Here is a 20476-nt window from a genome sequence, read left to right on the forward strand (position 1 = left end):
GAGGGGGGCGGCGGGGGTGGCGTTTCACCCGGCGGCCCCGGTCTCGGTGGCGCGGGTGGGCGGGACGTACGTGCTGTTCACGATGGCGGCCGGTACCGAGGGGCTGACGACCGTCACGTCGTACTGGGCCTGCTCCCCCGCCGGCCCGTGGCACGGGCCGACGAAGGACTTCAGCCCGGCGCTGCCGCCGGGCGGCCGGGTCGCCGCCTACAACCCGCAGACGCATCCCGAACTGAGCGGGGACGGGCGGCTCGTGCTGAGCTACGACGTCAACTGGCTGGAGACGGGCGACGCGACGGCGCAGCTCAGCCGGAACGTGTCCCTGTACCGACCGCGGTTCGTGACGCTGCGGGTGGCGCCGACGCGGTGACCGGCTCGGCGGCATCGGCCACCGTGCCCGTGTCGGCTTCTGTGTCGGTCTCGGTGTCCTGGGCGCGGCGCTTGGCGATGACCGCGCAGACCATCAGCTGCATCTGGTGGAAGAGCATCAGCGGCAGCACGGCCAGCGAGGCGTGCGCGCCGAACAGGACGCTGGCCATGGGCAGCCCGGCGGCGAGGGACTTCTTCGAGCCGGCGAACTGGATCGCGATGCGGTCCTCGCGATTGAAGCGCAGCGCCTTGGCGCCGTACCAGGTCAGCGCGAGCATCACGGCGAGCAGCACCGCCTCGACGGCGAGCAGACCGCCGAGCCGGGCCGGGCTCACCTGGTGCCAGATGCCCTGGACCATGCCCTCGCTGAACGCGGTGTATACGACCAGCAGGATCGAGCCGCGGTCGACGAGCCCGAGGACCTTCTTGTGCCGGGCGACGAAGCCGCCGATCCAGCGGCGCAGCAGCTGCCCGGCGACGAACGGCACCAGCAGCTGCAGCACGATCTTGACGACCGAGTCGGCGGAGAAGCCGCCCGCGCTGCCGCCGAGCACGGCCGCCGCGAGGAGAGGGGTGATGACGATGCCGACGAGGGAGGAGAAGGAGCCGGCGCAGATCGCGGCGGGCACGTTGCCGCGGGCCATCGAGGTGAAGGCGATCGACGACTGGATGGTCGACGGGACGAGGGTGAGGAAGAGCAGGCCCTGGTAGAGGGGTTGGTTCAGCAGCACCGGGACCAGCCCGCGGGCGGCGAGGCCGAGGAGCGGGAAGACGACGAAGGTGCAGGCCAGGACGGTGACATGCAGGCGCCAGTGCTTCAGTCCGTCCATCGCCTCACGGGTGGACAGCCGGGCGCCGTAGAGGAAGAAGAGGAAGGCGATGGCAGCCGTGGAGGCACCGGACGCCACGTCGGAGGCCGTCCCGCGCGCCGGGAGGAGAGCCGCGAGGCCCACGGTCCCGAGCAGCAGCAGGATGTACGGGTCGATCGGCATCCAACGCGGCCATCGCAGGCGTTTCACTGTGCTCCACTACTTCGCTGTCGTACTCGGCTGTCGTGTCGCCGAACTTCGGGTTCCCGGCACGGACGTGCCCTCTCCATCGTCCTCCGGCGACCAGCGATCGGGAATCCGGCATACCACTCTGACTGTCATCACGTTTCGCGATAACAGCGGGTAGCCTGGGAGGCGTGTACGACCCCTCCCATCTGCGTACGTTCCTGGCGGTGGCGCAGACCCTGAGCTTCACCCAGGCCGCCCGCCGCCTCGGCCTGCGTCAGTCGACCGTCAGCCAGCACGTACGGCGGCTGGAGGACGCCACCGGACGGCCGCTGTTCTCCCGGGACACCCACTCCGTGGAGCTGACCGAGGACGGCGAGGCGATGCTCGGCTTCGCCCGCCGCATCCTGGAGGTGCACGAGCAGGCTTCGGCGTTCTTCACCGGCACCCGGCTGCGCGGCCGGCTCCGTTTCGGCGCGTCCGAGGACTTCGTCCTGACCCGGCTGCCGGAGATCCTGGAGGGCTTCCGCTACGACCACCCGGAGGTCGACCTGGAGCTGACGGTCGAGCTCTCGGGCACGCTGCACGAGCAGCTGGCGGCCGGAAAGCTGGACCTGGTGCTGGCCAAGCGGCGTCCCGAGGAGCCGCGGGGCGAGCTGGTCTGGCACGACCGGCTGGTGTGGATCGGCGCGGAGCGGCTCCGCCTGGAGCCGGAGCGTGCGGTGCCGTTGATCGTCTACCCGCCGCCGGGCATCACCAGGGCCCTGGCGCTGGAGGCGCTGGAGCGGGAGGGGCGTGAGTGGCGGATCGTGTGCACCAGCGGCAGCCTCAACGGGCTGATCGCCGCCGCGCGGGCCGGGCTCGGGGTGATGGCGCACTCGCGGGGACTGATCCCGCCGGGTCTGGTGCGGGTGCCCGACCGGGCCGGGCTGCCGGAGCTGGGACGGGTCGACTTCGTCCTGGTCCACGGATCACGCCGTACGGCGGCGCAAGGGGCGGCGGACGCGTTGGCGGCGGCGATCCTGGCGGGCGGGGACCGGCTGCACCGGCGGTAGGCGCTAGGCGCTCCGCTGGGTTGTGCCGCGATATGCCGTCTGCTGTCTGCGGCGCCATCGTGGCTGGTCGCGCAGTTCCCCGCGCCCCTATGGGGCGCCTCAGCGCGGCCACCCGAGAAGAGGACCCGTGTGACACGGTTCGGCCGCTCGCACGCTGATGGAAGACAGGGCCCGTGCCCGGCGATCGGGGCGTGTACAGATTCGGTGGAGATTACGGGTCCGAAACTTACTCAACCGTCAGTTTTCTGTCCGACCCTTCCCCATGTGAGCGCATTTTCCCACGCTGACCAGCGCATACCTGAGCACCCGTCGATTTCCGGCCCCCTCCCGTCCGAAACGCGGTTGGGGTAGCTTTCACGGCGCTGAGCGGAGCGTCAGCGAGGCATTCGGACGGGGAGCGGGGAGCGGGGTTTGCGCGAGTTCACCAACCCTCCGTTGGCGTTGCCACCGCCCGTGGGCGGCCTGGCCGACGTCGTCTTCCAGCATGCCCAGGAGGACCCGCTGTATGTCACCCTCGGCCGCAAGGACGAGGGCGGGCAGTGGCGGGACGTCACCGCCGCCGAGTTCCGCGACGAGGTGCTCGCCCTGGCCAAGGGGCTGCTCGCCCGGGGCATCCGGTTCGGCGACCGGGTCGCGATCATGTCCCGTACCAGGTACGAGTGGACGCTCTTCGACTTCGCCCTGTGGACGATCGGCGCGCAGGTGGTGCCGGTCTACCCCACCTCGTCGGCCGAGCAGTGCTTCTGGATGCTGTACGACGCCGAGTGCTCGGCGGCGATCGTGGAGCACGAGGACCACGCGATGACGATCGCCACCGTCATCGACCGCCTCCCGCGGCTGCACCAGCTGTGGCAGCTGGACTCGGGCGCCGTGCAGGAGCTGTACGACGCGGGCGCGCATCTCGACGACGAGGTGGTCCACCGGCACCGGCAGGCGGTCACCCCCGACTCGGTCGCGACGATCATCTACACCTCGGGGACCACGGGCCGCCCCAAGGGCTGTGTGATCTCGCACGGCAACTTCATGTACGAGGCGGACACCGTCATCGAGCGCTGGGAGCCGGTGTTCCACTCCAAGAAGGGCGACGAGGCGGCGACCCTGCTGTTCCTGCCGCTCGCGCACGTCTTCGGCCGGATGGTGCAGGTCGCCGCGATCCGCGGCCGGGTCCGCTTCGGCCACCAGCCGCAGATGAACGCGGCCGCCCTGCTGCCGGACCTCGCCGCGTTCAAGCCGACGTTCTTCCTGGCCGTGCCGTACATCTTCGAGAAGGTCTTCAACGCCGCCCGCCGCAAGGCCGAGAAGGAGGGCAGGTCGGGCGCCTTCGAGAAGGCCGTCGAGGTCGCCGTGAAGTACGCGGACGCCATGGAGGCCAAGGCCTGGGGCATCGGGCCCGGCCCGTCGGCGGGGCTGCGGATGCAGCACCAGGTCTTCGACAAGCTCGTCTACGCCAAGATGCGGGCCGCGATGGGCGGCCGTATCAAGCAGGCCATGACCGGTGGTTCGGGGATGGACCGCCGGCTCGGGCTGTTCTTCGCGGGCGCCGGCGTCCATGTCTACGAGGGCTACGGCCTCACCGAGTCCACGGCGGCCGCCACCGCCAACCCGCCCTACCGCACCCGCTACGGCACCGTCGGCCAGCCCATTCCGGGCATGACCGTGCACATCGCCGACGACGGCGAGATCTGGCTGCACGGCGCCAACGTCTTCCAGGGCTACCTCAACAACCAGAAGGCCACCGACGAGACCCTGCACGACGGCTGGCTCGCCACCGGTGACCTGGGCTCCCTCGACGAGGACGGCTATCTCACCATCACCGGCCGCAAGAAGGAGATCCTGGTCACCTCCGGCGGCAAGAGCGTCTCGCCGGGCCTGCTGGAGGAGCGCGTCCGGGACCATCCGCTGGTCTCGCAGTGCATCGTCGTCGGCAATGACCGGCCGTACATCGCGGCCCTGGTCACCCTCGACCAGGAGGCCGTCGAGCACTGGCTGATGATGCGTGACAAGCCCCAGATGACCCCGGCCCAGCTGGTCCGCGACGCCGACCTGGAGACCGAGGTGCGACGCGCGGTCGTCGCCGCCAACACGCTGGTCTCGCAGGCCGAGTCGATCCGCACCTTCCGTATCCTCGCCCAGCCGTTCACCGAGGAGCACGGACTGCTCACCCCGTCGCTGAAGCTGAAGCGCAAGGCGATCGAGAACGCGTACGCGAACGAGGTCGAGGCGCTGTACCAGGCCTGAGGCCGACCGATCGCCACGGATTCTCCGGTCAGGAATGCATCACGCCTCGTGATCGTTGACGATGTCAGTACCACCTGACGACAACCGTAAGGATCAAGAGCTCGTGAGCAGCAAGGTCCCCCCGATCATCCTCAACAACGGCGTCGAGATGCCCCAGCTGGGCTTCGGCGTCTGGCAGGTGCCGGACGACGAGGCGGAGCGGGCGGTCGCCACCGCGTTGGAGGCCGGGTACCGCAGCATCGACACAGCGGCGATCTACGGCAACGAGGAGGGCACCGGCAAGGCCATCGCCGCCGCCGGCCTGCCCCGCGAGGACGTCTTCGTCACCACCAAGCTCTGGAACAGCGACCAGGGATACGACGCCACGCTGCGCGCGTTCGACACGTCGCTGGCGAAGCTCGGCCTGGACTACATCGACCTGTACCTCATCCACTGGCCACTGCCCGCCCGGGGCACCTACGTGGACACGTACAAGGCCTTCGAGAAGCTGCACGCCGACGGCCGGGTCCGTGCCATCGGTGTCTCCAACTTCCTCCCGGAGCACCTGGAGCGGCTGCTCGGCGAGACCTCCGTGATCCCGGCGGTCAACCAGATCGAGCTGCACCCGCACCTTCAGCAGCGTGCCTCCCGTGAGTTCCACGCCGAGCAGGGCATCGCCACCGAGGCCTGGTCGCCGCTCGGCCAGGGCAAGGGTCTGCTGGAGGTCCCGGCGATCGTCGCCATCGCGCAGAAGCACGGGCGCACCCCGGCGCAGGTCGTGCTGCGCTGGCACCTGCAGCTGGGCAACGTCGTGATCCCGAAGTCCGTGACGCCGTCGCGGATCAAGGAGAACATCGAGGTCTTCGACTTCAGCCTGGACGACGAGGACCTCGCGGCGATCAGCGCGCTGAACGAGGACCGGCGGATCGGCCCGGACCCGGCCACGCTCCAGGACTGACGCCCGTAACACCGCCCTCCCGCCCGCCGCTCGGCTCTGTGAGCGGCGGGCGGAGGTCGTCGCGCGTGCGTTCGGGTCGATTCAGTCGCCCCGCACGTCGGAGAGGACGACCTCGAACTCCTCCAGCCCGGTCACGGTCACATGGGCCTTGGCCGCCCCTTCGTGCCTGGCCGCCGCCTGGGCCGCGCGGGACGCCGCCAGGGACGCCTGGTCGACGAAGAGCACACCGACCATCCCGCGTCCCCGCTCCCGGTCGACCAGCAGGGACGCCCTGGCCAGCCCCGCGAGGGTGTCGAGCCTGGGCACCACGCTCGCCCGGAACGTGTCGGCGAGCAGGTCCGTGTCCATCGGATCGAACTCCAGCCTGGTGACCCGCAGTCCGCCTCCCGTCTCCGGCTGCCGGACCTGGTGGAAGACCAACGCCTCGTAGTTCTCGACCGCCACCGTCCCCAGGAACGGCTCCAGCATGGCCGTCCGCCGCTCACGCAGCACCTCGTCGCTGTTCTGCCGGGCCTGCTCCGACTCCCACCAGCTCGCCGCGAGCAGTTTCCCGAGTGTGCGGTCCACGAAGACACTGGCTCCGCGGTATCCCGGACGGTCCTCCAGCAGCTCCCGCCCCTGTGTGTTCAATGCCCTGATGGCCGTGTCGATCTTCGTGGGATCGCCGGTCGTGTAGATGGCGCGTACGAACATGACACCTCCCGGAAGCTCGGGCAGATATCCGAAAGCTTCGGTATGTCCAGTCTTCTACTGGGGTGATGGCGCCGCAATGAGCGTCAGTAAGGAAGCTTTCCTATCCAGGAGGATCCACCCCCGTGCGCATCCGATCCCTCACCGTGGCCGCGGCCTGCGGCGCCGCGCTGCTCGCCGCCGGGCTGCTGCCCGCCGTCGCCTCCGGCGTCCCGGACCCGCCGTTCGCGCAGGAGGAGCCGGTCGGCGCGGCCGAGCTGCTCGCGAAGGTGGCGTCCTGCGATCAGGTCTCCAACGGCCTGTACCGCACCGACGAGACGAGTGCGGCCACCGTGCCGGTGTGCGGGGCGCGCGGCGCCGTCTTCTGGACGGCCGACATGGACATCGACTGCGACGGCCGGCGCACCGCCAAGTGCAACGAGGCCACCGACCCCTGGTTCCTGCCCGACACGGCGTTCCACCAGTCCGACGGCGAGCCGCTGCGGTCCGACGCCCTGCCTTTCGTCGTCGTCCCCGGCGTCAGCGACATCTGGGACCACTTCGCCGCCGGTGTCGAGGGCGGCGCGGTGGCCGCGGTCATCCACGACGACCGGCTCGTGTACGCGGTCGTCGGCGACACCGGCCCGCGGCGGATCATCGGCGAGGCCTCCTACGCCGCCGCCGAGGCCCTCGGCATCGACCCCGACCCCGCCACCGGCGGCACCGCGTCAGGCGTGACGTACATCCTGTTCAAGGGCTCCCGCGTCTCGCCCATCGAGAGCCATGAGGCGGCGGTCGCGCTGGGCGAGAGGCTGGCGAGGGAGTTCGTTCAGAGCGACTGAGCCGTCAGTTGGGCTGTCCGATCGGCCGTACGACGACGGTGTTGACGTCCACGCCGTCGGGCTGCCGGACGGCCCACACCACGGAGTCGGCGATCTGGTCGGCGGTCAGCAGACGGCCGGGCGGCAAGCTGCCGTAGCTGTCCCAGAAGGGTGTCTCCACACGGCCCGGCGCGATGTGGGTCACGCCGATGCCCCAGTCGGTCACCTGCCGCCGGGTGTTCTCCGCCAGCCCCGTCACCGCCCACTTCGTCGCCCCGTAGATGTTGCCGGGACCGGGCACGAACCCGGCGACGCTGCCGACGAGGACGATCCGGCCCCGGGTCTCCTTCAGGGCGTCGACGGAGGCGCGGATCAGCAGGGCCGGACCGAGGACGTTGGTCAGCACCATCTCGGTCCAGCCGGCCGGGTCGCCCTCGGCCACCGTGTCGTGGGTGGCGAAACCGGCGTTGGCGACGACCGTGTCCAGTCGGCCGAACGCCTTGAGCGTGGCGTCCACGGCCGCCTGGACGTCGGCGTACTCGGCCGCGTTCCCGACGACCGTCAACAGCCCCTCGGGGTCCCCGAGTTCCGCGGCGAAGCCGCGCAGTCGCGCCTCGCCGCGGCCGGTGACGGCGACCCGGTACCCGTCGTCCAACAGCCGCCGTGCGACGGCGGCGCCGATGCCGCTGCCGCCGCCGGTGACGAGCGCGACCGGAGAGTCGGTCGTGATGGAGCCGGTCGTGATGGAGCCGGTCATGGTGATCCCCCTGTGTTCCGTGCGATCGACGGTTCGGACGACGGGGAGTCCACCACTTGGAGAGTTCTCGAAGTCAAGGCCCGCAGGTGACGGCTCGGTGTCACCTCGTCCGTACGGCCGTGTACACCGTCTGCGCCGCGAGCACGAACACATCCGCGCGGTGGTGCACGCTCGCCTTGTCGTCGGGGTCGAGGAGCCGGTCGAGGGTCGCGCGGTCGTCGGCGTCGAGGGCCTCGCCGACGCCCTCGCGGAGGCGGGTCAGATGGGCGGCGACATAGGCGCGGGCGCGGTCCGTGGTGGGTGCGGGCAGGTCGAGGAGGAAGGTGCGGGTGCCGGTGGGCCGCAGGCCGGCGGCGGTGAGCAGGGCCGGCCAGTCCTCGGTCTCGGTGACCGAGCCGGGCAGGTCCGCGCGCATCGCGGCGAACCAGTCCGCCTCCAGTGCGTCGAGCCGCGCCTGCAGTCCGGGCCGTCCGAAGCCGAGGTCGCGCGGCAGGAACCGGGTCGGCAGGCCGCCTTCCTGGAGGGCCAGCGTGCCGCCGTGCGTGAGGCGGCCGGCGAACGCGGCGAGGGCGGCGCGCTGGTCACCGAGATGGTGCAGACTGCGGCCGGCCCACAGCAGATCGGCGGGGTAGTCCAACTCGTCCAGGACGTCGGGGAGTTCACCGGTGAGGGTGCCGAAGCGGTCGGCGACACCGAGTCGCTCGGCGCGGGCCCGGGCCCGGGCGAGGAGCGGCGCGGATCCGTCGACGGCGACGATCCGGGCGCCGGGGAAGGTGTCGGCGAGCAGACACGCGACGACGCCGGGCCCGCTGCCCACGTCGACGACCAGCCCCGGCTCGGTCTGCCGCTTGGCGAGCCACGCCATGGCGTGCTCGTACAGCGGTGTGAACAGCTCCGCCTGCGTCTCCAGGAGCGGGCCCATCTCCTCCCAGTCGATGTCGGTGTGGTCGTGGTGCGGGTGCGCGTGCCGCTGGTGATGCCCGTGGGGGTCGTGAGCCATGGGGGTCCGCCTCTCGTCCTCGCGTCCGGATGCCGCAAGGGTGCTCCGAGGCATGGCCCCCGGGCCACTGTCCTTGCCGTAGCGGCAAAAACAGGGCAAAGAAAAATGGGGTGCGCCTCGGGCGTCGGTCGCCCACGATGGCCTGATGGACGACGAGATGGTGGAGCGGTTCCTCAAGGACGGGTTCGTGAAGATCGAGGGGGCCTTTCCGCCCCGTGTCGCCGAGCACTGCGCGCGGATGCTGTGGCGGGAGACGGGATACGACCCGGAGGACCCGGGCACCTGGAAGGACCCCGTGCACTGGGTGTACGACATGGCGCAGGGCCCGTTCGCCGCTGCCGTCAACACGCCCGTGCTGCACGAGGCCTTCGATCTCCTGGTGGGTGAGGACCGCTGGCAGTCGCGCTACTCGCTGGGGACCTTCCCGCTGCGGTTCCCGCACGCGGAGGAACCGGACGACGCGGGCTGGCACATCGAGGCCAGCTTCGCCCCCGAGGGCGCCGAGCACCCCCACACCAACCTGCGCTCGAAGGACCGCGCCCTGCTGATGCTGTTCCTGTTCAGCGAGGTCACCGAGGAGAACGCCCCGACCCGCATCCGGGTCGGCTCCCATCTCGACGTACCTCCGGTCCTGGCACCGTACGGCGAAACGGGCGCCTCGTTCCTCGAACTCGGCCCGAAGGTCGCCGAGGCCTCCGCCCACCGCCCCGTCGCCCACGCCACCGGCAACCCCGGCGACGTCTACCTCTGCCACCCCTTCCTGGTCCACGCGGCCCAACCGAACCACGGCACCCGCCCCCGCTTCATGGCCCAGCCACCCCTCCACCCATCGGTCCCCTTGGAGCTGGAGCGCCCCGACGGCAACTATTCAGCGGTCGAGTTCGCAATCCGCCGGGGCCTGGCCCAAGAGAACTGACCAAACCCCGGCGACTACAACGCCCCAAAGGGGCGCGGGGAACTGCGCGACCAGCCACAGTCCGCCCGCACCCGCAGTCAACGCATCACGACAACGGCGGATACGCGTTCTGCATCAGTTGCTGGAACTGCGCCGAGAACCAGTGCCCCGACAGCGGAGCGTCCGGCAGCGCACCGGACATGTTGTTCCCGTTCCGCGGGTTACCGGTGTACGTCGGGTCGCACATCCGGTCGAAGCCCTTGCCCTCGTCGTTCGGGATCTCCTTGCTCGCCCCGTCGGACTCGCCCGGAGGCTTGATCCAGACGTACGCGTCGATCCCGGCCGCAGGACTGGCCTGCGGCCGCTCACCGAGCCCCGCCCCGGACTGGTTGCACCAGTTCCCGACATGGATACGCCGGTCGTACCGCCCGCCGTCGACATACGTGTCGACGTCGGTCATCGCCCCGGGCCCGGCGGGCCGCGCGGACCCACCCCACCCGTTGCGCGACGTGTCGATCAGCATGCCGATACCGGAGTTGAAGCCGGTCGTGACCAACTGCTGGCGGAAGGCCTGCGCGAAGGACAGCTCGTCGGTGTACCGGTTCCAGTCCACCCACTTCGACTCACGGACGGACTTGCCGCCCACCGAGTCGTTGATGGTGAAGTTGTTCTCCTTCAGCGCGCTGTAGTTCGCCGTGTTGGCGATGAACCCGTGCACGTCGTTCACGGTGGCTCCCTCGGAGGTGGCCGCCTCCTTCATCACCGTGGCGCTGGCGGCGAAGTTGTCGTCCCAGCCGATCCAGCCGTGGTGGCCGGCGTCGATGTAGTTGTAGACGTTGGCCGCGTCACCGAGCTTGTTCAGGGCGTAGCCGACGCCCTTCTGGTAGTTGCCGTTGGCCTTCATGACATCGCACGCGGGCGTGGCCGTCGGACGGCTGCCGGTGTTGGTGACCAGGTTCGGCAGCGAGTCGATCTCGATCGTGGTGACGATCCGCAGCGCGGCGTACTTCGGGTCGGCGAGGATCGCGGCGATCGGGTCGATGTACTCGGTCTTGTACCGGCCGAGCTCCGTCGGACCGAGCTCACCGTTGGAGGCGAGGGCGGCGCAGTCGCGTCCCGGCAGGTTGTAGATGACCAGCTGGACGACGAGTTCGCCGGAGCCCTTCTGGGTGAGGGCCTCGTCGAGGTGGTCGCGCAGACCCATGCCGCCGTTGACACCATTGATGGCGGCGATCCGGTCGAGCCAGACACCGGTCGGCTGGCCCGCGATCCGGCTGCCGCCCGGTTCGGCGGCGGCCTTCTCGGACCACTCCGGGTTCACGTACACCTTGGCGCCGGAGTACGGGTTGTCGACCTTGGGGCCGGTCGGGTCCGGGTCCGGCGGATCCGTGGGGCCGCCGCCGTCGTCGACGTTGCAGGTCACGCCGTCGAGGGTGAAGGTGGCCGGGACGGCGTTGGTGCCGCTGTAGGAGCCCTGGAAGCCGAAGCTGACCGAACCGCCGGTCGACAGGGTCCCGTTGTAGGTCTCGTTGGTGGCGGTGACGGCGGCGCCGCTCTGGCTGATCTTCGCGTTCCAGCCGCTGGTGACCTTCTGGTTTCCGGCGTACGACCACTTCACCGACCAGTTGGACTTGGCGGAGCCCTGGTTGGTGACCGTCACGGCGGCGGTGAAGCCGGTGTCCCACTGGTTCTGCACCTTGTAGTCGACGGTGCAGGGGACGGCCGCCGTGCCGACGTCCTCGGGGGCGGACGCGGCGAGCGCGGTCCCCGAGGCCCCGGCGACGAGCGCCAGGGCGGCGAGCATCGCAGTTCTGGTACGACTCATGAGTGCGGGTTCCTTCTTGGTCGCGGGTGCTGACGGTTCATCCGTGCAGGGCGCGCAAGAGGCAAGGAGGAGATGCCGGCGACGGCTAGAAGTACTGAACGCGGGGGGTGTCGCATGAGCGACTCCTTGCAGATCAGCGCTCCGTGACGGACGCGTCGACTGATGGAATCGCTCCCACTGGTGTCAATGAAGCTAGCGCCAAGTGACGGTAAAGGACAGAGGAGTCGCTGACTTTCCCTCAACTAAATCCGTCGAATCTTTTCGACTCTTCAAGCACCTTGACCCCTTGCACCCCCATCCCCACTATGGGAGCGCTCCCACTGGTTCAAGCCTTGACTTCTCCGAGCCGCAAGGAGGAACCAGCACGTGCATCCCCCACGCAGACGCAGAACCGCGCGACGGTTGTGGACCGCCGTCGCGGCGGCCCTGGCACTCCCCCTGGCCATGGTGGGCACGAACTCGACGCCCGCCCAGGCCGCGGCACTTCAGTGCAGTGTCGACTACAAGGCCAACGACTGGGGCTCCGGCTTCACCGCGGATCTGACGATCACCAACCGCGGTACGGACGTCATCGACGGCTGGACGCTGACGTACAGCTACGCCGGCAACCAGAAGCTCGGCAACGGCTGGAACGGCACCTGGTCCCAGTCCGGCCAGTCGATCACCGTGAAGGACGCCGGCCACAACGGGCGGATCGCCGCCGGGGCCGCGGTCACCACGGGCGCGCAGTTCAGCTACAGCGGCGCCAACGCCGCTCCCACGAACTTCGCGGTCAACGGCACCAGTTGCACCGGCGCCCACCAACCCCCCATCACCGTGCTGACCAGCCCGGCGGCGGGCGCCGTCTACACCCAGGGCGACGCCGTCCCGCTCGCGGCCACCGCCGCGGCCGCCGACAACGCCACCATCAGCAAGGTCGAGTTCTACGACAACACCACGCTGCTGGGCACCGACTCCACGGCGCCGTACTCGCTCTCGGTCTCCAGCTTGACCGTGGGCAGTCATTCACTGCTGGCGAAGGCGTACGACAGCCAGGGCGCGTCCGCGGAGTCCACGCCGGTCGGCGTCACGGTCGCCTCGGGTCCCGCCGTGGTGACCTCTCAGACCCAACTCCCCGTTCAGCAGGGCAAGTCGGCCTCGTACGACGTCAAGCTGTCGACCCAGCCGTCGTCGAACGTCACCGTCACCACCACCCGCACCGGCGGCAACTCGGGTCTGTCGGTGAGCGGCGGCGCCTCGCTCACCTTCACCCCCTCGAACTGGAACACCGCCCAGCAGGTGACCATCACGGCCGACAGCTCCGGCACCGGCGCGGCGACCTTCGAGTCGACGGCCACCGGGCACGCGAAGGCGTCGGTCACGGTGACCCAGATCGCGGCGACGAAGGCGTACGACGCCCGCTTCCTGGAGCTGTACGGCAAGATCACCAACCCGGCGAACGGCTACTTCTCACCCGAGGGCATTCCCTACCACTCGGTGGAGACACTGATCGTCGAGGCGCCGGACCACGGCCATGAGACCACGTCGGAGGCGTACAGCTACCTTCTCTGGCTGCAGGCCATGTACGGCAAGGTCACGGGCGACTGGTCCAAGTTCAACGGGGCCTGGGAGATCATGGAGAAGTACATGATCCCCACCCACGCCGACCAGCCGACCAACTCCTTCTACAACGCCTCCAAGCCGGCGACCTACGCGCCCGAGCTGGACACGCCGAACGAGTATCCGGCGAAGCTGGACACCGGGGTGTCGGTCGGGTCCGACCCGATCGCCGGTGAGCTGAAGTCGGCGTACGGCACGGACGACGTCTACGGCATGCACTGGCTGCAGGACGTCGACAACACCTACGGCTACGGCAACTCACCGGGCAAGTGCGAGGCCGGGCCGAGCGACACCGGGCCGTCGTACATCAACACCTTCCAGCGCGGCGCGCAGGAGTCGGTGTGGGAGACCGTGCCGCAGCCGACCTGCGACCAGTTCAAGTACGGCGGGAAGAACGGGTACCTGGACCTGTTCACCGGTGACGCCTCCTACGCCAAGCAGTGGAAGTTCACCAACGCCCCGGACGCCGACGCGCGTGCGGTGCAGGCCGCGTACTGGGCCGACAAGTGGGCCGACGAGCAGGGCAAGGGCGCTCAGATCTCCGCGACCGTCGCCAAGGCCGCGAAGATGGGCGACTATCTGCGCTACGCGATGTACGACAAGTACTTCAAGAAGGTCGGCAACTGTGTGGGCCCCTCGTCCTGCCCGGCCGGCACCGGCAAGGACGCCTCGTTCTACCTGCTCTCCTGGTACTACGCCTGGGGCGGCGCCACCGACACCTCGGCGGGCTGGGCCTGGCGCATCGGCTCCAGCCATGCGCACGGCGGCTATCAGAACCCGATGGCCGCGTACGCCCTGGCCAACTACGCCGACCTGAAGCCCAAGTCGGCGACGGGGCAGGCGGACTGGGCCAAGTCCCTGGAGCGGCAGGTCGAGTTCTATCGCTGGCTGCAGTCCAGCGAGGGCGCCATCGCCGGCGGTGCGACCAACAGCTGGGCGGGCCGGTACGCGACGCCGCCCGCGGGCAAGTCGACCTTCTACGGCATGTACTACGACCAGCAGCCCGTCTACCACGACCCGCCGTCCAACCAGTGGTTCGGCTTCCAGGCGTGGTCGATGGAGCGGGTGGCCGAGTACTACCAGCAGACGGGGAACGCGGCCGCGAAGGCCGTCCTCGACAAGTGGGTCGACTGGGCGCTGTCCGAGACGACCGTCAACCCGGACGGTACGTACCGGATTCCGTCGACGCTTCAGTGGTCGGGGCAGCCCGACACCTGGAACGCCTCAAGTCCGGGCGCCAACAACGGGCTTCATGTCACCGTCGCCGACTACACGAACGACGTCGGTGTGGCGGCCGCGTACGCCAAGACCCTGACGTACTACGCCGACCGCTCCGGTGACACGGCTGCCGCGACGACGGCGAAGGCGTTGCTGGACGGCATGTGGGACAACTACCAGGACGATCTCGGTATCGCCGTTCCGGAGACCCGCGCCGACTACAACCGCTTCGACGATCCGGTCTACATCCCGAGCGGCTGGACGGGCACCATGCCGAACGGTGACGCGATCAACTCGTCGTCGACCTTCGAGTCGATCCGGTCGTTCTACGAGGACGATCCGGCGTGGTCGAAGATCGAGGCGTACCTCGCGGGTGGGGCGGCGCCGTCGTTCACGTATCACCGGTTCTGGGCCCAGGCGGACATTGCGTTGGCCATGGGTTCTTACGCGGAGCTGCTCGAATAACCAGCCCCCGCCAAGCGCTCCGCCAAGAGGCCGTGACTTGCCTGCGGGCCCGCTGTGGCTAGTCGCGCAGTTCCCCGCGCCCCTGAAAACAGGGCGTGGCAGGTCACGGCGTTTCGCGGAACCGCTTGAAGGCTCCGCGTAAGTGGTCTCGTCACCTGACGGCGAGGCCGAACCGCCGGGCGGCCCCCTCCCGCACTGGGGGCCGCCCGGTCGTCGCGCGTTCCTCTCCAAGGAAGGACCCCACCGTGCGAAGAACCCGCATCCTCACCACCGTGTTGGCGCTCGCGGCCGGCCTGCTCGCCGGTACCCCCTCCGCGCTCGCCGCCCCGGCCGCGCCGGAGGTGTCGATCAGTGCCGACAGCTACACCTGGAAGAACGCCCGCATCGACGGCGGCGGTTTCGTGCCCGGCATCGTGTTCAACCGGAAGGAGAAGAACCTCGCCTACGCCCGTACGGACATCGGCGGAGCCTACCGTTGGCAGCAGGCCTCGAAGACGTGGACGCCGTTGTTGGACTCGGTCGGGTGGGACGACTGGGGGCATACGGGCGTGGTGAGTCTGGCGTCCGACTCCGTGGACCCGGACAAGGTGTACGCGGCGGTCGGGACGTACACCAACAACTGGGATCCGACGAACGGCGCAGTGATGCGCTCCTCCGACCGGGGCGCGAGCTGGCAGAAGGCGGATCTGCCGTTCAAGCTGGGCGGCAACATGCCGGGGCGCGGCATGGGTGAGCGGCTGGCGGTCGATCCGAACAGGAACAGCGTGCTGTATCTGGGCGCGCCCAGCGGCGAGGGGCTGTGGCGGTCGACGGACTCCGGGGCCAGCTGGTCGCAGGTCACCGACTTCCCCAACGTCGGGAACTACGTGCAGGATCCGAGCGACACCAGCGGGTACGCCAGCGACAACCAGGGAATCGTCTGGGTCACCTTCGACGAGTCCACGGGGACCTCCGGGAGCGCCACGAAGACCATCTACGTGGGGGTCGCCGACAAGGACAACGCCGTCTATCGCTCGACGGACGCCGGCGCCACCTGGTCGCGGGTCGCCGGCCAGCCGACGGGATACCTGGCGCACAAGGGTGTCCTGGACGCGGCGAACGGCTATCTGTATCTCGCCTACAGCGACAAGGGCGGGCCGTACGACGGCGGCAAGGGCCGGCTGTGGCGGTACGCGACGGCGTCCGGCACCTGGACGGACATCAGCCCGGTCGCCGAGGCGGACACCTATTACGGTTTCGCCGGGTTGACCGTCGACCGGCAGAAGCCGGGGACCGTGATGGCGACGGCGTACAGCTCCTGGTGGCCGGACACCCAGATCTTCCGCTCGACGGACAGCGGCGGGACGTGGACGAAGGCGTGGGACTACACGTCGTATCCCAGCCGCGCCAACCGGTACACGATGGACGTCTCGTCGTCGCCGTGGCTGACGTGGGGCGCCAACCCGTCGCCGCCCGAGGAGACGCCGAAGCTGGGCTGGATGACGGAGGCGCTGGAGATCGACCCGTTCGACTCGAACCGGATGATGTACGGGACGGGCGCGACGATCTACGGCACCGAGGACCTGACGAAGTGGGACAGCGGGAGCCGGTTCACCATCAGGCCGATGGTGCAGGGCCTGGAGGAGACGGCCGTCAACGACCTCGCCTCGCCGCCCTCGGGCGCACCGCTGCTCAGCGCGCTGGGTGACATCGGCGGCTTCCGGCACACGGACCTCACCAAGGTGCCGTCGATGATGTTCACCCAGCCGAACTTCACCACGACGACGAGCCTGGACTACGCCGAGTCCAGCCCGAACACCGTCGTACGGGTCGGCAACCTCGACTCCGGTCCGCACATCGCCTTCTCGACGGACAACGGCGCCAACTGGTTCGCCGGGACCGACCCTTCGGGCGTCAGCGGCGGCGGCACGGTCGCCGCGGCCGCGGACGGCAGCCGGTTCGTGTGGAGCCCGGCCGGTACGGGTGTGCAGTACGCGACCGGGTTCGGCAACTCCTGGCAGGCGTCGAGCGGGATCCCGGCCGGGGCGATCGTCGAGTCGGACCGGGTCGACCCGACGACGTTCTACGGCTTCAAGTCCGGGAAGTTCTACGTCAGTTCGGACGGCGGCGCGACCTTCACGGCGTCCTCGGCGGCCGGGCTGCCGAGCGGGGACAGTGTGCGCTTCAAGGCGCTGCCCGGTGTGAAGGGGGAGGTGTGGCTGGCGGGCGGCGCGCCGGACGGGGCGTACGGTCTGTGGCACTCGACGGACGGCGGCGCGAGCTTCACCAAGCTCTCGAACGTCGAGCAGGCCGACGCGGTCGGCTTCGGCAAGGCGGCGCCGGGAGCGTCGTACCAGACCCTGTACGTCAGCGCGAAGATCGCCGGAGTGCGCGGTATCTTCCGCTCCACCGACAAGGGCGCGACCTGGACCCGTGTCAACGACGACGCCCACCAGTGGGGTTGGACGGGCGCGGCGATCACGGGTGACCCCCGGGTGTACGGGCGGGTGTACGTGGCGACCAACGGGCGGGGCGTCATCTACGGCGAGACGGCCGACGGCGGCAGCACGGATCCCGATCCGGACCCCGACCCGGATCCCGACCCCACGCCGACCGGCGCCTGCGCGGTGACGTACAAGGTCACCAACCAGTGGTCGGGCGGATTCCAGGCCGACGTACAGCTGTCCAACACCGGTTCGGCCGCTTGGAGCGGCTGGTCCCTCGGCTGGTCCTTCGCGGACGGGCAGCGGATCACTCAGGTGTGGAACGCCGAGCACACGCAGTCCGGTTCGGCGGTGAGCGCGAGGAACGTGGGCTGGAACGGCAGTGTGGCGGCCGGCTCGTCCGTGAGCTTCGGCTTCACGGGGAGCTGGTCGGGGACGAACGCCGAGCCTGCGGCGTTCAAGCTGGGCGAGCAGACCTGCACGGTGAGCTGAACCGAGGCGAGTGAGCCCGGGGGCGCGTGCGGTTGGTGCGCACGCGCCCCCGGTGCTGTCTACGACAGCTTCCACTCCCCGATCTGCTCCGCGAAGCCGGAGTCCATCCCGAACGTGACGGTGGCCGCCTTCGACGCCTTCGGCACCTCGAACACGACCCAGCCGAGGGTCTTCGCGCCGGGCTTCAGCCGGACGTCCGAGGACATCGACGGGCCGGCCGTGATGTCGGCGAGCACGGTCCCGAACTGCTGGCCCTGGTCGTCGGCGATCTTCGCCCCGTTCGCGGGAGCGTCGGAGTAGACCTTTGTGCCGGTGTTGACCAGCTGGAACTGCACGCCGATCCAACGGTTGCCGGACTCGGGCGAGAAGAACTCGTCGCCGGACTTGGCGTTGTCGGCGACCTTCACGACGGTGACGTCGAGTCCGCTGCCGGCCTCCATGCCCTTGAGCGCCAACGTGTCGCCGACCTTGGCGACCTCGGGCGCGGCACTGCTCTCCTCGGCGGCGGCCTCCTTCTCGGCGCCGCCCTCCGCCGCGGCGGAGGCCTTCGCCTTCGGCTTGTCGACGACCTCGTCGCCGGAGCCGGAACCACAGGCCGTCAGACCGAGCGCGGCGACGGCGACAACGGCGGTGGCGGCGAGACGTATGCGGGTGTGGTGGAACATGTTCTCCCCAGGTTTCGGTGGTACGCATGTGAAGGACCCGTAAAGAACCTGCATGGTTGTACGGGTCATCGAAAAAATCCGGGGACATGAGGCAACCCGGCAGCCCGATGTGGCGTCAGGGCTGCCGGGCCGGGCGGGTGGACGCCTGCGTTCAGGGCGTGCTCAGGGCATGCTCAGGGTGTGAAGACGCTCGGACGGGGTGCCGTGGGCATGCCGTTGCCGATGAAGAAGCTCGGGTGCGGGGGCTGGTTGTACGCGGTGTTCTGCCAGGCCAGGGCCGTGCGGTACATCGGGTCGTGCAGGAGGGTCGTGATCCTGGTGTTCGTCTCGACCGGGGTCGAGTAGATCCTCAGCGCCGTGTTGCCGCTGGTGCGCCAGATGACCTCCTCGCGCCAGTCGCCGAGGATGTCACCGGAGAGCACGGGCGTGGCCTTGGTGCCGTTGTTGGAGGAGACACCGGAGCCGGTGAGGAGCCGGGTGTCGCCGGACGTGCCGTACTTGTCGATGCGGGTGCCGTCGAGGAGTTCACGGACGGGGTCGCCGTCCCACCAGGACAGGAAGTTGATGCTGGACGGCTCCCGGCCGAGGGAGGCGCCGGTCGCCGAGCGCAGGGTCGTGTCGGAGGCGGACCACGCCTCGGCGCCCGCGCTGCCGGCATGGATGTCACCCGCGACACCCCGGCCGTTGTCGGCGCCCGACGCCGTCTGCCACAGGATCTGGCCGGTGCGCGCGTCGCCCATCCAGGAGCCGGGCTTGCTGGAGTCCTCCGAGACCTTGAAGTACTCAAGGCCCGCGCGGGAGGGGTTGAGGTCCCCGACGTGGCCGGCGTCACCGTGCCCCAGCCTGGTGGTCCACAGCCCCCAGCCGTTGTCGTCCACGGTCATGGCGCCGTACACGATCTCGTCCTTGCCGTCGGCGTCGACGTCGGCGACGGACAGGCTGTGGTTGCCCTGGCCGTCGTAGCCCTGCCCGGCGTTGGTGGAGGAGTTGGTGTCGAAGGTCCAGCGGCGCGTGAAGCTGCCGTTGCGCCAGTCCCAGGCGGCGATCACGGTACGGGTGTAGTAGCCGCGGGCCATGATGAGCGAGGGACGGGAGCCGTCCAGGTAGGCGGTGCCGGCGAGGAACCGGTCGACCCGGTTGCCGTAGGAGTCGCCCCACGAGGACACCGTCCCTCGGGCCGGGACGTAGTCGACCGTCCCCATCGCCTTGCCGGTCTGCCCGTTGAACATGGTCAGGTACTCGGGTCCGGACAGGATGTAGCCGGACGAGTTCCGGTGGTCGGCGGACGAGCTGCCGATCACCGCGCCGGTGCCGTCCCGGGTGCCGTCGGCCGTCTTCATCGCGACCTCGGCCTTGCCGTCGCCGTCGTAGTCGTACACCTGGAACTGGGTGTAGTGCGCGCCGGAGCGGATGTTGCGGCCCAGGTCGACGCGCCACAGGCGGGTGCCGTCGAGCTTGATGCCGTCGACGAAGGTGTTGCCGGTGTAGCCGGACTGGGAGTTGTCCTTGGCGTTGGTGGGCTGCCACTTGAGGACGATGTCGAGGGCGCCGTCGCCGTCGAGGTCGCCGACGGAGGCGTCGTTGGCCTCGTAGGTGTAGGCCACTCCGTCGGGGGTGGTGCCGCCGGCGGGCGGGCTGATCGGGACGTCCTTGTAGCCCGGGCGGAACTGGACGGCGTGCACGGAGTCGCCCTGCTCGACGCCGTTCACGATCGCCCGGATCGTGTAGTCGGCCTGCTCCGGGGCGCCGGAGTGGAAGTAGTTCGTGGAGCCGGTGACCGGGGTCGCGTTGACCTTCGTACCGGCCCGGTAGACGTTGAAGGAGACGTTGTCCGGGTCGGTGCCGAGCCAGCGCCAGCTGACCAGGTTGCCGCTGGAGGTGTGGACGCTGACCACGCCCCGGTCCAGGGCCTCGACCTGGCGTGCGGTGGCCGCCTCGGCCGTGCCGACGCCGTTCAGGGCGGTGAGCCCGGCGGCGACCAGGGCGGCAGTGGCGAGCGACGCGGAGAGGGCGGCGCGGCGTCTGCGGTGCTTGCGCGGGTGCTGCACGTGAC

At 69.7% G+C, this 20476-nt stretch carries 15 protein-coding genes; 8 read left to right on the forward strand and 7 right to left on the reverse strand.

The features are described from left to right. Positions 1-370, forward strand: a 370-nt coding sequence (locus tag L0P92_RS16440) for a DUF5005 domain-containing protein (RefSeq protein WP_505016541.1), incomplete at its 5' end; no start/stop codon positions are given. On the opposite strand, the gene L0P92_RS16445 is transcribed toward L0P92_RS16440, so the two are convergent. Then, a complete protein-coding gene (locus tag L0P92_RS16445) occupies positions 306-1361 on the reverse strand; it encodes a bile acid:sodium symporter family protein (protein ID WP_234763458.1) in 1056 nt (351 codons plus the stop codon). The two genes, L0P92_RS16440 and L0P92_RS16445, sit on opposite strands and share 65 nt — an antisense overlap. A gap of 194 nt (positions 1362-1555) precedes the next feature. Between L0P92_RS16445 and L0P92_RS16450 the strand changes: the two genes are divergently transcribed. The 3 genes from L0P92_RS16450 to L0P92_RS16460 all read left to right on the forward strand — a co-directional run bounded on the left by L0P92_RS16450 (position 1556) and on the right by L0P92_RS16460 (position 5594). Beyond that, entirely contained in the window at positions 1556-2419 is an 864-nt protein-coding gene (locus L0P92_RS16450; RefSeq protein WP_234763459.1) for a LysR substrate-binding domain-containing protein, read from the forward strand. Positions 2420-2830: 411 nt separating this feature from the next. Beyond that, positions 2831-4657 carry an AMP-dependent synthetase/ligase gene (locus L0P92_RS16455; RefSeq protein WP_234763460.1) on the forward strand — a complete coding sequence of 609 codons (1827 nt, stop codon included), beginning with the start codon at positions 2831-2833 and terminating at the stop codon, positions 4655-4657. 103 nt (positions 4658-4760) lie between these two features. Then, the gene (locus L0P92_RS16460; protein ID WP_308289728.1) at positions 4761-5594 is read left to right on the forward strand and encodes an aldo/keto reductase; all 834 of its coding nucleotides are present in this window, start codon (positions 4761-4763) and stop codon (positions 5592-5594) included. An 81-nt stretch (positions 5595-5675) separates the two neighbouring features. On the opposite strand, the gene L0P92_RS16465 is transcribed toward L0P92_RS16460, so the two are convergent. Beyond that, complete coding sequence (locus L0P92_RS16465; RefSeq protein WP_234763461.1) at positions 5676-6287, reverse strand: hypothetical protein; 612 nt, start codon at positions 6285-6287, stop codon at positions 5676-5678. Between the two features lie 122 nt (positions 6288-6409). On the opposite strand from L0P92_RS16465, the gene L0P92_RS16470 reads away from it, so the two are divergent. Then, positions 6410-7105 (forward strand): glycoside hydrolase family 75 protein, encoded by a 696-nt coding sequence (locus tag L0P92_RS16470; RefSeq protein WP_234763462.1) that lies wholly within the window; start codon positions 6410-6412, stop codon positions 7103-7105. A 4-nt stretch (positions 7106-7109) separates the two neighbouring features. On the opposite strand, the gene L0P92_RS16475 is transcribed toward L0P92_RS16470, so the two are convergent. After that, a complete protein-coding gene (locus L0P92_RS16475) occupies positions 7110-7841 on the reverse strand; it encodes an SDR family oxidoreductase (RefSeq protein ID WP_234763463.1) in 732 nt (243 codons plus the stop codon). A gap of 100 nt (positions 7842-7941) precedes the next feature. Continuing rightward, entirely contained in the window at positions 7942-8841 is a 900-nt protein-coding gene (locus L0P92_RS16480) for a class I SAM-dependent methyltransferase (RefSeq protein ID WP_234763464.1), read from the reverse strand. Between the two features lie 145 nt (positions 8842-8986). Between L0P92_RS16480 and L0P92_RS16485 the strand changes: the two genes are divergently transcribed. Further along, positions 8987-9757, forward strand: coding sequence for a phytanoyl-CoA dioxygenase family protein (locus L0P92_RS16485; RefSeq protein ID WP_234763465.1), 771 nt, complete (start codon positions 8987-8989; stop codon positions 9755-9757). A gap of 85 nt (positions 9758-9842) precedes the next feature. Here L0P92_RS16485 and L0P92_RS16490 read toward each other — a convergent pair whose 3' ends face one another. After that, positions 9843-11561 carry a glycoside hydrolase family 6 protein gene (locus L0P92_RS16490; RefSeq protein WP_234763466.1) on the reverse strand — a complete coding sequence of 573 codons (1719 nt, stop codon included), beginning with the start codon at positions 11559-11561 and terminating at the stop codon, positions 9843-9845. Positions 11562-11927: 366 nt separating this feature from the next. Here L0P92_RS16490 and L0P92_RS16495 point away from each other — a divergent pair, with 366 nt between their 5' ends. Both L0P92_RS16495 and L0P92_RS16500 read left to right on the forward strand, forming a co-directional pair. Continuing rightward, a complete protein-coding gene (locus L0P92_RS16495; protein ID WP_234763467.1) occupies positions 11928-14843 on the forward strand; it encodes a glycoside hydrolase family 48 protein in 2916 nt (971 codons plus the stop codon). Positions 14844-15088: 245 nt separating this feature from the next. Continuing rightward, positions 15089-17758 carry a cellulose binding domain-containing protein gene (locus L0P92_RS16500; RefSeq protein ID WP_234763468.1) on the forward strand — a complete coding sequence of 890 codons (2670 nt, stop codon included), beginning with the start codon at positions 15089-15091 and terminating at the stop codon, positions 17756-17758. 59 nt (positions 17759-17817) lie between these two features. Here the strand turns inward: L0P92_RS16500 and L0P92_RS16505 are convergent, their stop codons facing one another. Together L0P92_RS16505 and L0P92_RS16510 are read right to left on the reverse strand one after the other, a co-directional pair. Next, complete coding sequence (locus tag L0P92_RS16505) at positions 17818-18423, reverse strand: DUF4352 domain-containing protein (protein WP_234763469.1); 606 nt, start codon at positions 18421-18423, stop codon at positions 17818-17820. Between the two features lie 173 nt (positions 18424-18596). Then, the gene (locus L0P92_RS16510; protein ID WP_308289729.1) at positions 18597-20471 is read right to left on the reverse strand and encodes a rhamnogalacturonan lyase; all 1875 of its coding nucleotides are present in this window, start codon (positions 20469-20471) and stop codon (positions 18597-18599) included. Positions 20472-20476 lie beyond the last annotated feature (5 nt).

The sequence above is a fragment of the Streptomyces muensis genome, from assembly GCF_021474425.1.
Taxonomy (GTDB): Bacteria; Actinomycetota; Actinomycetes; order Streptomycetales; family Streptomycetaceae; genus Streptomyces; species Streptomyces muensis.

Bases quoted from the DNA above. Each gene is read 5' to 3' on its own strand.
- L0P92_RS16445 (WP_234763458.1), bottom strand. From the start codon at position 1,361: ATGCCGATCGACCCGTACATCCTGCTGCTGCTCGGGACCGTGGGCCTC.
- L0P92_RS16465 (WP_234763461.1), bottom strand. From the start codon at position 6,287: ATGTTCGTACGCGCCATCTACACGACCGGCGATCCCACGAAGATCGAC.
- L0P92_RS16475 (WP_234763463.1), bottom strand. From the start codon at position 7,841: ATGACCGGCTCCATCACGACCGGCTCCATCACGACCGACTCTCCGGTC.
- L0P92_RS16480 (WP_234763464.1), bottom strand. From the start codon at position 8,841: ATGGCTCACGACCCCCACGGGCATCACCAGCGGCACGCGCACCCGCAC.
- L0P92_RS16485 (WP_234763465.1), top strand. From the start codon at position 8,987: ATGGACGACGAGATGGTGGAGCGGTTCCTCAAGGACGGGTTCGTGAAG.
- L0P92_RS16490 (WP_234763466.1), bottom strand. From the start codon at position 11,561: ATGAGTCGTACCAGAACTGCGATGCTCGCCGCCCTGGCGCTCGTCGCC.
- L0P92_RS16505 (WP_234763469.1), bottom strand. From the start codon at position 18,423: ATGTTCCACCACACCCGCATACGTCTCGCCGCCACCGCCGTTGTCGCC.